General features: G+C 47.1%; 11 protein-coding genes. 5 read left to right on the top strand and 6 right to left on the bottom strand.

The features are described 5' to 3' along the window. Positions 1-126 precede the first annotated feature (126 nt). The 3 genes from AC2CG4_RS14260 (at position 127) to AC2CG4_RS14250 (ending at position 1849) form a co-directional block, all read left to right on the top strand. On the top strand, positions 127-825 hold the full coding sequence (locus AC2CG4_RS14260) for a DUF975 family protein (protein ID WP_484486898.1): 699 nt from the start codon (positions 127-129) through the stop codon (positions 823-825). Between the two features lie 272 nt (positions 826-1097). Next, the gene (locus AC2CG4_RS14255; protein ID WP_484486897.1) at positions 1098-1370 is read left to right on the top strand and encodes a type II toxin-antitoxin system TacA family antitoxin; all 273 of its coding nucleotides are present in this window, start codon (positions 1098-1100) and stop codon (positions 1368-1370) included. Next, positions 1367-1849, top strand: coding sequence for a GNAT family N-acetyltransferase (locus tag AC2CG4_RS14250; RefSeq protein ID WP_484486896.1), 483 nt, complete (start codon positions 1367-1369; stop codon positions 1847-1849). The genes AC2CG4_RS14255 and AC2CG4_RS14250 overlap by 4 nt, the downstream gene beginning before the upstream one ends. A gap of 20 nt (positions 1850-1869) precedes the next feature. Here the strand turns inward: AC2CG4_RS14250 and AC2CG4_RS14245 are convergent, their stop codons facing one another. The 5 genes from AC2CG4_RS14245 to AC2CG4_RS14225 form a co-directional block, all read right to left on the bottom strand. Next, positions 1870-2976 (bottom strand): mechanosensitive ion channel family protein, encoded by a 1107-nt coding sequence (locus tag AC2CG4_RS14245; protein ID WP_484486916.1) that lies wholly within the window; start codon positions 2974-2976, stop codon positions 1870-1872. Positions 2977-3070: 94 nt separating this feature from the next. Further along, positions 3071-3931: a PA4780 family RIO1-like protein kinase gene (locus tag AC2CG4_RS14240; protein ID WP_484486895.1), complete on the bottom strand. Its 861-nt coding sequence runs from the start codon at positions 3929-3931 to the stop codon at positions 3071-3073. A 101-nt stretch (positions 3932-4032) separates the two neighbouring features. Continuing rightward, the gene (locus AC2CG4_RS14235) at positions 4033-5025 is read right to left on the bottom strand and encodes a glycosyltransferase family 2 protein (RefSeq protein ID WP_484486894.1); all 993 of its coding nucleotides are present in this window, start codon (positions 5023-5025) and stop codon (positions 4033-4035) included. Positions 5026-5040: 15 nt separating this feature from the next. Then, positions 5041-6198: a glycosyltransferase gene (locus AC2CG4_RS14230; protein WP_484486893.1), complete on the bottom strand. Its 1158-nt coding sequence runs from the start codon at positions 6196-6198 to the stop codon at positions 5041-5043. A gap of 195 nt (positions 6199-6393) precedes the next feature. Continuing rightward, positions 6394-8343: an alpha/beta hydrolase family protein gene (locus AC2CG4_RS14225; protein WP_484486892.1), complete on the bottom strand. Its 1950-nt coding sequence runs from the start codon at positions 8341-8343 to the stop codon at positions 6394-6396. Between the two features lie 354 nt (positions 8344-8697). Between AC2CG4_RS14225 and AC2CG4_RS14220 the strand changes: the two genes are divergently transcribed. Further along, positions 8698-10512 carry an ABCB family ABC transporter ATP-binding protein/permease gene (locus AC2CG4_RS14220; protein WP_484486891.1) on the top strand — a complete coding sequence of 605 codons (1815 nt, stop codon included), beginning with the start codon at positions 8698-8700 and terminating at the stop codon, positions 10510-10512. Positions 10513-10579: 67 nt separating this feature from the next. Here AC2CG4_RS14220 and AC2CG4_RS14215 read toward each other — a convergent pair whose 3' ends face one another. Beyond that, positions 10580-10912 carry a hypothetical protein gene (locus tag AC2CG4_RS14215; protein ID WP_484486890.1) on the bottom strand — a complete coding sequence of 111 codons (333 nt, stop codon included), beginning with the start codon at positions 10910-10912 and terminating at the stop codon, positions 10580-10582. 406 nt (positions 10913-11318) lie between these two features. Here AC2CG4_RS14215 and AC2CG4_RS14210 point away from each other — a divergent pair, with 406 nt between their 5' ends. After that, on the top strand, positions 11319-13490 hold the full coding sequence (locus AC2CG4_RS14210) for an ATP-binding protein (RefSeq protein WP_484486889.1): 2172 nt from the start codon (positions 11319-11321) through the stop codon (positions 13488-13490). The last annotated feature ends 2 nt before the right edge of the window (positions 13491-13492 follow it).

Below are 13492 nucleotides of genomic sequence, written 5' to 3'. Positions count from 1 at the left end.
AATGACCGACTCGCCCTGAGCAACCAGAATTCTAGTGGTTGTCGCGAAGTATTGATCTACCAACGCTGGGCAGCGCGAATGAAAGCTAATTCACAACCCAACCATTAACAGCATCGGAGACAGGAAATGTCGGAAACCAATCCCTATCAAACACCAAAGAGTAATCTTGAAGATGAACAGCCTGGGGGCATTTACCAACCTAATTCTAATTGGGATATAAGTCCTGCACTAAAAGAAGCGTGGGCCCTGACCAAGGGAGTCAAGGGCACCCTTTGGGGAGCAATTTTTATTTACATTGCTATCTCTGTAGCTGTGTCGGTGCCTTTCGAATTTATTGGAAAGGATTCACCATTCATGATTATCATTTCCCAGATCGTTATTGCTCTAGTTACCTATCCCATATCTGCAGGAATTACCATGATAGGAATCAAGCGCAGCGTTGGAACATCTACGAGCGCCACAATGGTGTTTGATTACTACTCCAAAGCTATACCGCTATTTTTTCTCTATTTATTAATGATGATACTGATTCTGCTGGGATTGGTATTGCTGATCATTCCAGGAATCTATTTGATGGTAGCCTATTCAATGGCAATGCCATTGCTTGTGGAAAAGAACATGGGGATCTGGGAGGCATTGGAAACATCGCGCAAGCGGATTACCAAGTGCTGGTTCGAAATTTTTATTCTTTATCTACTTATCCTTATCATTTTTACGATTGCTGTCATACCTCTGGGTATTGGTTTGATTTGGGCTATCCCCTTCAGTGTGATGTTGTTTGCAATTGTTTATCGTAGCTTATTTGGTGTTAGCCAAAAGATCTAAATCTAATTTCATCTGCATTCCCCTACTCAGCTTGGGAGTGCAGATGAAACAGTCACTGTAGACGCTGAAATTATTCACAGCGATATCGATGCTTCAGCGTCCGCTGGGCCCTGCGCAAAATCTTTTACTAATCGATCACCCCCCCTGTGTATCGCAACCGAGTGAGAGCATTTATGCCGTCCTGGATCGAATAGCTACAGCAACCTGTATTGACAATAGCTATACACTGGGTAAAGTGTGTATATCTATTGTGTATGCATTTGGAGCTAGCTATGCGTGCTGCAGCGATTAACCTGCGTGCTTTACCGGAACAGCGTGATCTGATTGATCAAGCCGCCAATTTACTGGGTAAAAACCGCTCTGACTTTATGCTGGAAGCCGCTTGTGAACGGGCTCAGGCGGTATTGTTGGATCAAGTCTTTTTCAGTTTGGAAGGCGATAAATTTCAACAATTTGCTGCTCTGCTGGACGCACCATTAGAGGCAAATCAGGGTTTGGAACGGCTGATGGCTGTGCAGGCGCCTTGGGACGAAACTAAAACATGAGTTTGCAGTTAACCAGGCCGCAACCCTTGGTTGCATCCCATGTCATCAGTGAGTTTGAGTGCGGTGAAGCGAGCTTGGATGACTGGCTCAAACGGCGTGCGCTGATCAATCAAGTGAGTGGCGCCAGCAGAACTTTTGTGGTGGCCGATCAAGATAATCGTGTGTGCGGTTACTACGCACTTACCGCAGGTGCGGTAGCGCATCAATTGGCGACAGGTTCAGTACGGCGCAACATGCCCGATCCGATCCCGGTATTAGTGCTTGCGCGTCTTGCAGTGGATCACCGCGCCCAAGGGATAAAACTGGGCGCAGGTTTATTAAAGGATGCAGTTGCGCGGGCTGGGTCGGTTGCGCAAAACGCAGGGGTCAGAGCGCTGGTAGTTCATGCGCTAAATGAAAAGGCCAAAGCGTTTTACCAACACTATGGTTTTACTGTATCCCCTATTCATCCTCTGACCTTAATGCTGCGTTTGAATTAACGCGTTGCTGTTATCCGGCGCTAGTGTTGCTCAGGTTGTGTTAGCGCAGGCGCGGCCACTTCGGTTGCTCTTAATTCCACGGGCGAAATAGAAGCGTGATGCAGTGTTTGAGTTGGGAAGGCAATCTCCGCGCCGTGTTTGGTGACGATCTCATACACCTTTAGCAGCACACTTTGTTTTACTTCGTGGTAGTGAATCCAATTAATCGTTTTGGTAAAACAGTAAATAAAAAAATCCAGCGACGATGCATTGAACTGATTGAAATTGACGATGGTGGTTTGGCTGGTATCGATTTCATCGTCATCAATTAACATTTGTTTAACGTCTGCAACAATCTTGCTCATCAGGTGTGCATCGTCATAGCGAATGCCAATCACTTCGTGAATGCGGCGATGGCTCATGCGCGATGGATTTTCTAACGAGATAGTGGCAAAAGTGCCATTGGGTACATAGAGCGGGCGTTTATCGAAGGTGCGAATAGTAGTAAGGCGCCAGCCGATTTTTTCTACAGTGCCTTCAATGTCCTGATCGGGTGAACGCACCCAATCGCCCACGCTAAAAGGGCGATCCATATAGATCATCAAGCCGCCAAAAAAATTCGCGAGCAAATCTTTTGCGGCAAAACCAATCGCTATACCGCCAATACCACCAAAGGCTAACACACCAGAAATGCTGTAGCCCATGGATTGTAAAATCACTAACACGGCAGTGATGATGACCGAGCCGCGCAGCAATTTACTCATCGCCGATACAGTGGTTGGGTCCATCGGGTCGGCCATTTTTTCCGGCGATACCACGATGCGCTCTGCGCCACTGATTAAACGCACAATAAACCAGGCGATCATCGCAATTAAACCGAGCCGCGCAACGGGTTCGGCAAAAGCGTAAAACGTGGTGCCGGCGACATGATCAGCCATCGCCGCAGAGAGTGATAAACCGACAATCCAGATCATGGTGCTAATCGGTTTGCGCGCTGCCCACAGAATGGTGTCATCCCACAGGTTGTTGGTTTTATCAAAATGTTTTTGCAGTTGCTTGAATATTTTCCCCACAACAAAACTGACGATAAAGGTGAGTAAGACCAACGAAAATATTTTTATACTGCCGCCCCAACTGGTGTCGGCCATACCAAAACCTTTAAATATCTCGTCGAAAAAATCCAGCTTCATACTTACCTCGCAATTACTCTGGTGTAGGTTTAAGTTAACACTCTAGGTTAATTTAAAATTCGCCGTCGCGCGCCATGCGCTCGCGTTCTTTGCGGTCTTCCTCTTCTTCTTTGGCGTTTTCAATAATGCGCATCATGGTGGCGAGATCAGCCTCCACATTGCTCTGCGCAAATTCGCCGGTGAGTTTGCTGTCGGGGTGCAAATTGCCGTGCTCAAACAAATCCCACATTTCATCTGCGTAGTGGGTGACTAATAAATCGGGCGCGTATTGGCCAAAATAATCGCGCATATTATTCACATCGCGGGTCAGCATCATTTTCGCGCTGTTGTTACCGGCGGCATTGACCGCTTGGGGCAAATCGATGACCACGGGACCAGAGTGATCGACCAATACATTAAATTCAGACAGGTCGCCATGCACTAGGCCAGCACAGAGCATGCGCACAATTTCGGTGATCATCTGCGCGTGATAGGCGCGTGCTGTGTCCGGGTCAAAGGCGACGTCATCCAAACGCGGTGCCGGGTCGCCCTCTTCATCGACCACCAGCTCCATCACCAATACGCCATCGACAAACCAATAGGGTGTAGGTACACGCACACCGGCTTCGGCGAGGCGATACAGCGCCTCTACTTCGGCGTTGAGCCAAGCCTCTTCCGCCTCCTTCTGGCCATAGCGAGTGCCCTTTGCCATAGCGCGAGCGCGGCGCGAGTTGCGCACAGTGCGCCCCTCCTGGTATTGCACAGCTTGTTTAAAGCTGCGTTTTTTGGCTTCTTTGTAGACTTTGGCACAGCGGACTTCATTATTGGCGCGCACTACAAAAACCTGCGCTTCTTTGCCGCTCATGAGGGGGTAATAGACTTCGTCAATCAGGCCATCATTGACCAGAGCCGCTAAGCGATTGGGTATTTTCATTGATATTGGGGTTCAGCTATTCGGGGTCTAAAGGATATTCCCCCGCATAATAACACCCTGAACTTGTTACCGGAAAAACGATTGCCTGCACTACACCAGATTCAGTATTCCCGAAGAAAGCGACGAAGGCGCAGCAACCAGCCTCGTTTGAGGTATTCCTTAAACAATTGTGTTTTATTCCAGCCGATATGACTGAAAAATCGTGTGCGATACAGATCTAATTCAGGGTGCTGATTGTTGTGTAGGCTGCGCATATCGCGCGCGACGCAGATATGGGTTTTCACGCAAAAATAGCTAAAATAAAAACGCGCGCGCGAGGATAGCTGCGGGTATTTTTTTGACCAGAGATCCAATATGCCCGCACAGGCAATGGACATATCCTCAATCTTCTTCTGGTTGGTGCTGGATAAAATACTGCCGTCACGCTGCCGATAGGCAACCCAAACACTGGGTTGATAAAAGTACGTCTGGGCACGCAACATCAGACGCGGTGTCACCACCATATCTTCCATCACCCGGCCTTCCGGAAAGCGCAAATCGCTGCTCCAAAGCGAGCGCTTGGAAATTTTTGACCAAATGTGTAAATTGCGCGCCTTGTAAATCCCTTCAAATAATTTAAGTGGGTCAGTAAGTAATTTTCGTTTTGATCCGACAAAAGTTTTGCTGTGATTTTCGCCGCGCCATAGATGTTTCCAGCGTTGCTGTTCGCGCCAAACACGAAAGTCACACAGTATCAAATCGGGTAAATATTGACGGGTGATTTGCTGTAGTGCAGCCAGTGCCCCGGCTTGTAATGCATCATCCGAATCCAGAAACCAGACATAATCGCCGCGTGCGCTATCGAGCAACGTATTGCGTGCCGCACTTAAACCGCGGTTGAAATCATGGCGTAAAATCGTCAAGGGGATACTGGAATCCTCAGCAAAGCTTTGTAGCACGTGACGCGAATTATCCGTTGAACAATCATCCAGCGTAATTATCTCTACGCCCGGTATGATTTGCTGCACTACCGAATCAAGGCATTCGTGCAGATAGGATTCAACGTTATAGACCGGAATTAAAATACTTAGCCAGGGTTTGAAAGCGGGGATCACAATCAATTACACCTATTAATTTTCCAATACCAACTGATCAACCAGTAGATTGGCATTTTCACGCGGTAAATTCATAAAGACCTGTTCATACTGCTGTGCCATAGTGGCAAGTGAAAATTCTGCGAGTGCGCGCTCGCGCCCCTGCAAGGCAAGCAATTGTGCGTAAGTAGAATTGTGGTACAAAAGTTCCAGCGCATCGGCCATGGCATAAGCGCACTGGGGTTTGACGAGCAAGCCATCCTTACCGTGCTGAATCATTTCCTGCACGCCCGCCACCGCCGACCCAATTACCGCACAACCGGCGGCCATACCTTCTGCGAGCGCAAGCGGCATACCTTCATAGCGCGTACTCAGTACACAAAATTGGTGCCGCATCAATAAAAATGGCAGGTTGCCGCAGTGGCCGGCAAAATGAATTTGTTGATTGAGTTGTAATTCATCGACCAGTTTTTTAGCTTTGGCTAAGTGGCGTGCACTGCCCGATCCGGCAAACAACACGGGCAGATTGATTTTTTTATCGCGCAACAACGCAACTGCACGAATCAGAGTTTCGTGATCTTTTTGTTTGGCAAAACGGGCGGGCATGATGATGCCGGGAATGCGCGCGGAGAGCGGCAGCGAACTCGCGGATTGAAATTGGCTCAGATCGATACCATTGTTAATCGCGCAAACTTTATCGGCGGGAAAACGCAATTCAAGTAGGCGCGATCGCACACCTTCCGAGCAGCCGATAATTTTATCGGTGTATTGCGCAAGCCAGCGCGCTTGTAATAAACGCAGCGGCGTATAGCGCTCGCGCGAATTATGTTCGACATGAATTAAGTGTGGCACCCGCGCGAACAAACCTGCATATCTGCCCCAGAGATGTTCACTAAAACCATGGGTCACGAGAATATCCGGTTGATATTCGCGGCAGATTCGCATCAGCTCGATAATGGTTGCCAGATGCGACCAACCGGCGACAAGCTTAAGTGAAATCCCCTCGGCCTGTAATTGACGAACGCGCTCAGGATCGGTGGAAGATTTTTTCCGTAATACCAACATAGGGGAAAACGCTGGATTATTTTTCGCAGCCCGAATCAGCTCTATAGCGACTTTAGTAGAGCCGGTAAAACCGCCGGTGACAAAATGCACTACTTTAAGGGGATTTGGTACTGCAGATAGGTTTTGCATAAAGACTGCCGCCAATGAGTAAGGCGAGTCGCACGAGCCAAATGGAGTGCAACCCCGATGGCTGCGAGTATAGAAATACGGGTTGCAGAAAGTTGTGAAATTTTGTGCGGGTTGTTAAAACGTCAGATGGGATATTAAAGACATAAAAAAAGCGCACCGATGAGGGTGCGCTTTCAGCAAAGCGAAGGTGGTGGGCTATTGCAGGTGCAGCTTGACAAATTTTACCATTGCTTCGAGTGCTTGTGTGCGGGTAGATGCTTCGAGTAAGTGATGGTTGTCGCCTTCCAGCTCGATTAAATCAGCGGCTTTATTTTGTTTCTTTAAGGCTTTTAACATTTGCTCGGATTGTTTGAACGGAACTCGTTTGTCATTCGTGGAATGAATTAACAAAACCGGCGCAGCGAATTGATTTGCATGGGCCTCTGGAGACATTTTTTCCAGTTCATTTTTATCGACTTTACCATTGGCAAATTGCATTGCCATATAATCTGCGACTTCACTTTTGTTACCGTGTTGGCTTTTGTCCCAAGCGAGCATTTCATTGAGATTGCCGATTCCGTTAATAGACACAACGCACTTATATAAGTCGGGTGTAAATGCACCACCTGCCAGCGCCGCATAGCCACCGTAACTGGCGCCGACAATACAAATACGCTTGGGATCAACCAGCCCTTTGCTCGTAAAAAATTTTACGGCATCGGTCAGGTCATCCTGCATTTTTTTACCCCATTCGCCATGACCCGCTTTGTAGTGGGCAACACCAAATCCGTCTGAGCCGCGAAATTGTGGCTGAATCACTAGATAGCCTTGTGCAGCCAATGCCTGCGCCTGATAATCAAATCCGATAGTGTCGTAGGAAGCGGGGCCGCCGTGTGGATAAATCACTGCAGGCAAGTTTTTAATTGCATCTGCCTTGTTGCGTGGAATTGTAATTAAGGTTGGAATTTTTAAACCGTCGCGCGCGGCATAGGTCACTTTGCCGATGGGCTGGATATCTTCCGGGCTAAATTGCGGGCGTCCGGACGTTAAAAATTGTGAATTGTTATCTTTATCAAATAAAAAATAATCATCCGGATAATCAGAGCCTTCCACATTAACGACGATCTTTTGCCAGTCCGGTGTCCAACTGGCTAACCACACCGCCTGATCAGGGAATTGCGCCATAATATCATTCATTTTTTGATTGGTTTTCGGATCAAAAAATGCGTAACTTGGTGTGAAACCTGAGTATCGGACGCCATATACCACACGTTGTAGATCGGTGATAACGCTCTCGATATCAGCGTCATCACGTCCGAGTAGTGGGCCGGTAATGGTGCCATCAGCCAAACTCATAGTGTAATAACTCGTACGGCCAGTATCTCTATTGTTTGTCAGCATAACGAGCGATTTGAAATCCGGCGTGACTCCAACAAAAGACTTTCGCTTAATCTCTGCACTCTCTTTGAATATCTCTATCCACTTGCCGTCGCGCTGCGCAATAATCTTATGTTCATTATTTCTATCGTCGTGCTCCTCTTTTGCAATTGCCTTACCTTCACGGTTAACAAAAAAATCTTCGGTATTGAAATCTCCACCTTCGGCTGCGCGCAAAAAATTTCTTTGCAGGCTAACTTTATAAAGTGAATAAACCGGTTTTGGAAAATGATTATCAACCTGGGAAAAAGCTGGCATAAGCGCATATTGTCCATCGGGTGTAACGCCTACAACGTTCCCAAGGCCAGTTTGTCCAGCAAGAATTTTATTGCCAGGAATAAGTAACTGCCTGATTTTTTTATCTTTGATATTCAGTACAAAAGCAGTGCTCAGGTCAAACTTTCCTCTGAATCCTGCGACGCGAGTAAATTCTGAAGCGCGCATAAACACTTGCTCATTATTAAAAAAGTAAATTCCTTGCGGTTGAATTGCCGATACATCAAGTGCGAATACCTGTTTTTTTTCTTTGATCGAAACGATGTAGACCGCATCTTGATCTTTGGTCACCTTGCGAAAGGCGATCAAGTCACCGTTAGGTGAAATAGCAACCATGCCAACACTGGGTAAAGCTCCGTAGTCATTGAGCGAGATGCTGGCGTGAGCAGAAAGTGTTATAGCGCAGAGTAGAAAAAAGAGGGAGTTAACAATATTGCGTAAGGTGATGCTCATCCAAAGTTCCATCCAAAATTAGAATTAATATCCACGTTGACTTATTGGCACACAGGTTTTGGTGTCTATCCTATAAATCAAACTACTTGAACCCTATGCCTCTGTTTATAAAATGTTAGGTGGTTTGCTACCACGATTGATAACTGCGAGGCTGTTAGAGTAAATGAGAGCGGGTTGGCCTACTGCGAGCAAAGCCAACATTACCCGCGCGCAGTATCTACAAGTGCAATTTTTACGTCAATCTCCCTGATAGGGTTTGGGCGATAGTTTGGGCATAGTGCACTATCGCGTATAGTAATGTCTCCATAGGTCTCGCATCGAATCCAGGGATGCTTGTTCACAGAAGGCAATGTTATGCGCGGTATGCACTCCTCCGGTTTATCCTCCCATCCCAATCAAGCCCCGCGCAATGCAGCGGCTAAAGTCAATTTGCGCCAGAGCACGGCCTATTTGTTGCCTTATTTGTGGGATTTTAAAGGCAGGGTGATATTGGCGGTGGTGGCGTTACTGGCCGCGAAAGGCGCGACGCTGGTGATGCCTTGGGCGCTGAAACATATCATTGATGGAGTTGACCGCAGCATCGCACCGGAATTGGTGTTGCCCGCCTTTTTTATTTTGTTCTATGGCGCGTTGCGTTTTGGCAGTGTGTTTTTTGGCGAAGTACGCGATGCATTGTTTAGCCGTGTAACCGAACATGCGATGCGCAAAATTGGTTTGCGGGTGTTTCAACATTTGCATTCATTGGAGATGGCATTTCACCTTGATCGCGCTACGGGCGGTATTAGCCGCGATATAGAGCGCGGCACCAATGGCATCAGTTTTTTGATGCGTTTTTTAATGTTCAATATTGTTCCCACCCTATTTGAAATTCTAATGGTGGCGATTATTTTTGCCGCTGCGTTTTCGATCTGGTACGCGGTAATTACCTTGGTCGCGGTAGCGATCTATATACTGTTTACTATTTACACCACAGAATGGCGCAATAAATTTGTACGCGAGGCGAATCAGGCTGATTCATCTACCAGCACCCGTGCGATTGATTCGCTGCTCAATTACGAAACCGTAAAATATTTTAATAACGAAGGTTATGAAGCCGAAACCTACGACAAATTTCTCGCCAATTGGGAGCAGGCTAAATTAAAAAATCGCATGTCACTGCTGGCCCTTAACTCAGGGCAAGCATTGATTATTGCCTTGGCGATGACCGCGATGATGTGGATGGCAGCGCAAAGTGTGATTGATAAGGAAATGACACTGGGCGATTTGGCGATGATCAACGCTTATATGATTCAATTATTTATTCCGCTCAACTTTCTCGGTTTTGTCTACCGCGAAATTCGCCGCTCGCTGACTGATCTGGAAAACATGCTCGCGCTACTAAAGCGCAGCCCCGCGATTAGCGACAGCGCCGATGCGCAACCTCTGCAAGTCAATAAAGGCGCAATCCATTTGCAGCAAGTGGATTTTGGCTACCACCCTGAACGCCCGATTCTAAAACAATTTAATTTGCAAATTCCGGCAGGTACTAAAGTAGCGATTGTCGGCTCCTCCGGTGCGGGTAAAAGCACTCTCTCGCGTTTGCTCTACCGCTTTTACGATATTCAAGCCGGCAGCATTGAAATTGATGGGCAGGATATTCGCAGGGTTACGCTGGACAGTTTGCGCCACGCTATCGCCATAGTGCCGCAGGATACGGTGTTATTTAATACCAGCATTCGCGAGAACATTGCTTACGGTAATCCCCAGGCGAGCGATGAACAAATCGACCGCGCGATTAAGATGGCGCATCTTGAACAATTTATTAATAGCCTGCCGCAGGGCGATAAAACCCTGGTTGGCGAGCGCGGTTTAAAAGTATCGGGCGGCGAAAAACAGCGCATCGCCATTGCACGAGTTTTATTAAAAGGCTCGCCAATTTTAATTTTTGACGAGGCCACCAGTGCGCTGGATTCCAATTCCGAAGCAGCGATTCTCGCGGCCATGCAGGAAGTGGCTAGTGGCCATACCACGCTGGTGATTGCACACCGTCTATCAACCGTGGTGGATGCTGATCAGATTATCGTCTTGGATGCGGGGGCGGTTATTGAACAAGGCACACACGTTGAATTATTAGCTCGGCAAGGGAAATATGCGCAAATGTGGGCGATGCAATTGCAGGAGCACGAATAAAAAATGGGCAGGTCAATCGCTTGACCTGCCCACTGCCAATTACTTTCTAGTCAGTCAATAGACTGAATTAGTTAGTCATCTCTTTTGCGGCTTCTTTGGTTTCTGCTGCTGCATCTTTCATTGCATCGGCAGCATCAGCTGCGCCTTCGCTAATCGCTTCACCGGTTTCTTCCATCGCTTCAGCGGTATCGTCTTTCATTTCTCCTGCCACATCGGCCATATTATCGGCGGCTTCTTTCATTGAGTCGCCCGCAGCTTCCATAGTTTCAGCTGCAGCTTCTTGTGCTTCAGTAACCGCTTCTTTTACTTGTTCGGTGGTGGTTTTTGGCTCTTCTTTTGCGCAGGCAGTGAGCAAACCGGCGGCAATTAACAAGGTGGCAAGTGTGTGAATTGGTTTCATCGTTCGATCCTTATGGTGGTGTTGGTGTGGTTGAGGCGGCCGATTCAAGGCTAGGGCGCAGTCGCGATGGCCGCTGGGGGCAGTCTATACCTATGAGTGCAATCATAAAAGGATAAAAACCTGTACGCCGAAGAACCAAACAGGTGCGAAGTAAAAATTTCATGCATCTTTTTAGCCTTGAGTTCTGCAAACAAAACGGTGCACAGCGGGTTTTATTGCAAAAAAACATTTGTAATGCGCCCCAATAATTGACATACGCGCCAATTTTTTAACTTGGCATAGCTTTCGCTAATGCTCCAACACCAATACGCAAAACGAATGTGGTTGAGGAGTTATTAAAGGGCAGACTTGGATCGCCCGGCAGTGACAGATAACTGCAACTATTGATTGATGTCAGGTGCTTAGCATGTCAGGAACTACCCATACCGAATCCAGATGGCAATTTGATTATGGCAAATATCGCGGCATTATTATTTCTATCGCCTTATTTTTATTGCTCGATGCGTCCGTCTTACTATTTAATTTTTACGTGTCGTTTGAAATTGCCGATGATGCTGTAGGCGTTAATCTTGCCGGACGTCAGCGTATGCTGTCGCAACGCATGGCAAAAACCCTTTTTGTATTAGATGCATCGCACGATGACCCGCAGGGATTTAAAACCGCGTTTGATGAGTTGCAGCTCAGTAAACACTTATTTGATGAAACACTCACAGCATTTAGCAATGGTGGTGTGGTGCGCGGTGCAGGGAGGGAAGTGGTAACGCTGGAGCCGGTAACGAATCGTTTGGGGCGCGACTCACTGCATAATACGCTAGCGCTCTGGCAGCCCTATAAAAATGCGATAGAAAAATTTTCCAATGATGTAGAACAAAATGTAGCGACTGATGGCTCTCTTGCTGGTGCGGTTGCTATGGCACGGCTGCACAATTTGCCGATCCTTACCTCCATGAACGATCTTACACTCAGCTTGGAGCAAGTCGCCGCTTCCAAGGCCACCCGTCTGCGCATTATTCAAACGGTTGGCATTAGCCTCGCAATTATCAACTTCCTTTTTATTATGCTGCACTTTGTGCGGCAATTGCGCGATAGCGATAAGGTGATTGAAAAAGCCCGGCGTGAAACCACGGAAATTCTTGAAACAGTAAACGAAGGTCTGTTTCTGATCGATAAGGATTTAATTATCGGCGAACAGCACTCTGCGCGGCTGCTTGAGGTGCTCGGTCAGCAGGAATTCGCGGGTAAATCCTTGCAGGTATTATTGGAAAATATTGTCAGTGCAAAAGATGCAGAAACCGCTCGTGGTTTTATCGAGTTGTTATTTGACGCCAATGTAAAAGAAAAATTAATTGGCGATTTAAATCCGCTAAATTTGGTTGAGGTTAATATAGCGCAGGACAATGGCGGGTTTCTTACCAAACATTTGCAATTTAGTTTTGCGCGCGCTTATCAAAAAAATGATGACGACGTACAAATCATTTCCCATGTATTAGTGACGGTGTTGGATATCACTGCGCAGGTCAAATTGGAGCGTGCGCTCAATGAGAGCCGCAAGCACAATGAATCGCAACTGGAAATGTTGACCGGACTGCTGCATACCCATCCGGGGTTACTGAGAGAATTTATCGCCAATAGTTTTAATTGTTTTAATCGCGTCAACAATATTTTACGCCAACCGGCTAAAACCACTCAGGCCGTGCGCGACAAAGCTACTAGCATTTTTCGGGAAATCCATAATTTCAAAGGTGAGGCGGCATCACTTAAGTTGGAGTTTTTTGAAAATGCAGCCCATAAAATGGAAGATACTTTGGCGCTTTTGTGCGAAAAGCGCGACTTGAGCGGCAATGATTACCTTGGTCTTACCGTGCAATTAGAAAACCTGATTAGTTACACGCAGCAGATTGAGCATCTCACCGAAAAGCTGGGGCAGTTTGCGGTGGTGAGCAACCATATTCAGCGCCCTGCGACTAATCACTATAGTGCCAATAGCCGCCGCAGTGATGGTTGGGATCATCTGCATGACTTTGTACAAAATATTGCACTGCGCAATGGCAAGCAGGTCAAGTTAGTCACTAGTGGTTTAAGCGAAATTAATTTGGCAACTGCTGCGCAACAGCAATTAAAAGAAATTTGTATTCAACTCTTGCGCAATGCGGTAGTGCATGGCATTGAATCGCCACGGGATAGAGAGCTGAGTGAAAAACCTATCACTGGCCGTATTGATTTGCGGCTCGCAAAAATATCTGACACTGAAATGGAATTGACGGTAATGGATGATGGTCAGGGCCTGGATTACGAAGCCATTCGCACTAAAGCGTTTAAATCCGGTAAATGGCCGGAAGCGGAAATTGAAACCTGGACAAATAAACAATTGCTCGGATTAATTTTTCATGAGGGCTTTAGCACCGCAAAAGACATTAATAAGGATGCAGGTCGCGGTGTGGGTATGGAGGCTGTGATGAACCATGTGTTAACCCAGCGCGGTAAAATTAGTGTGTCTAGTCGCACCGGTCGCCATTGCCGTTTTGTGATTACCTTACCAATAGCTCACGCCACCAGTGGCGAAGAAATAGCAGCTTGAAT

The sequence above is a fragment of the Cellvibrio sp. ATLC23 genome (assembly GCF_057196725.1).
This window is presented reverse-complemented; position numbering and strand designations above follow the sequence as displayed.

Bases quoted from the DNA above. Each gene is read 5' to 3' on its own strand.
- AC2CG4_RS14240 (WP_484486895.1), bottom strand. From the start codon at position 3,931: ATGAAAATACCCAATCGCTTAGCGGCTCTGGTCAATGATGGCCTGATT.
- AC2CG4_RS14210 (WP_484486889.1), top strand. From the start codon at position 11,319: ATGTCAGGAACTACCCATACCGAATCCAGATGGCAATTTGATTATGGC.
- AC2CG4_RS14255 (WP_484486897.1), top strand. From the start codon at position 1,098: ATGCGTGCTGCAGCGATTAACCTGCGTGCTTTACCGGAACAGCGTGAT.
- AC2CG4_RS14215 (WP_484486890.1), bottom strand. From the start codon at position 10,912: ATGAAACCAATTCACACACTTGCCACCTTGTTAATTGCCGCCGGTTTG.
- AC2CG4_RS14230 (WP_484486893.1), bottom strand. From the start codon at position 6,198: ATGCAAAACCTATCTGCAGTACCAAATCCCCTTAAAGTAGTGCATTTT.
- AC2CG4_RS14250 (WP_484486896.1), top strand. From the start codon at position 1,367: ATGAGTTTGCAGTTAACCAGGCCGCAACCCTTGGTTGCATCCCATGTC.
- AC2CG4_RS14245 (WP_484486916.1), bottom strand. From the start codon at position 2,976: ATGGCCGACACCAGTTGGGGCGGCAGTATAAAAATATTTTCGTTGGTC.
- AC2CG4_RS14225 (WP_484486892.1), bottom strand. From the start codon at position 8,343: ATGAGCATCACCTTACGCAATATTGTTAACTCCCTCTTTTTTCTACTC.
- AC2CG4_RS14260 (WP_484486898.1), top strand. From the start codon at position 127: ATGTCGGAAACCAATCCCTATCAAACACCAAAGAGTAATCTTGAAGAT.
- AC2CG4_RS14220 (WP_484486891.1), top strand. From the start codon at position 8,698: ATGCGCGGTATGCACTCCTCCGGTTTATCCTCCCATCCCAATCAAGCC.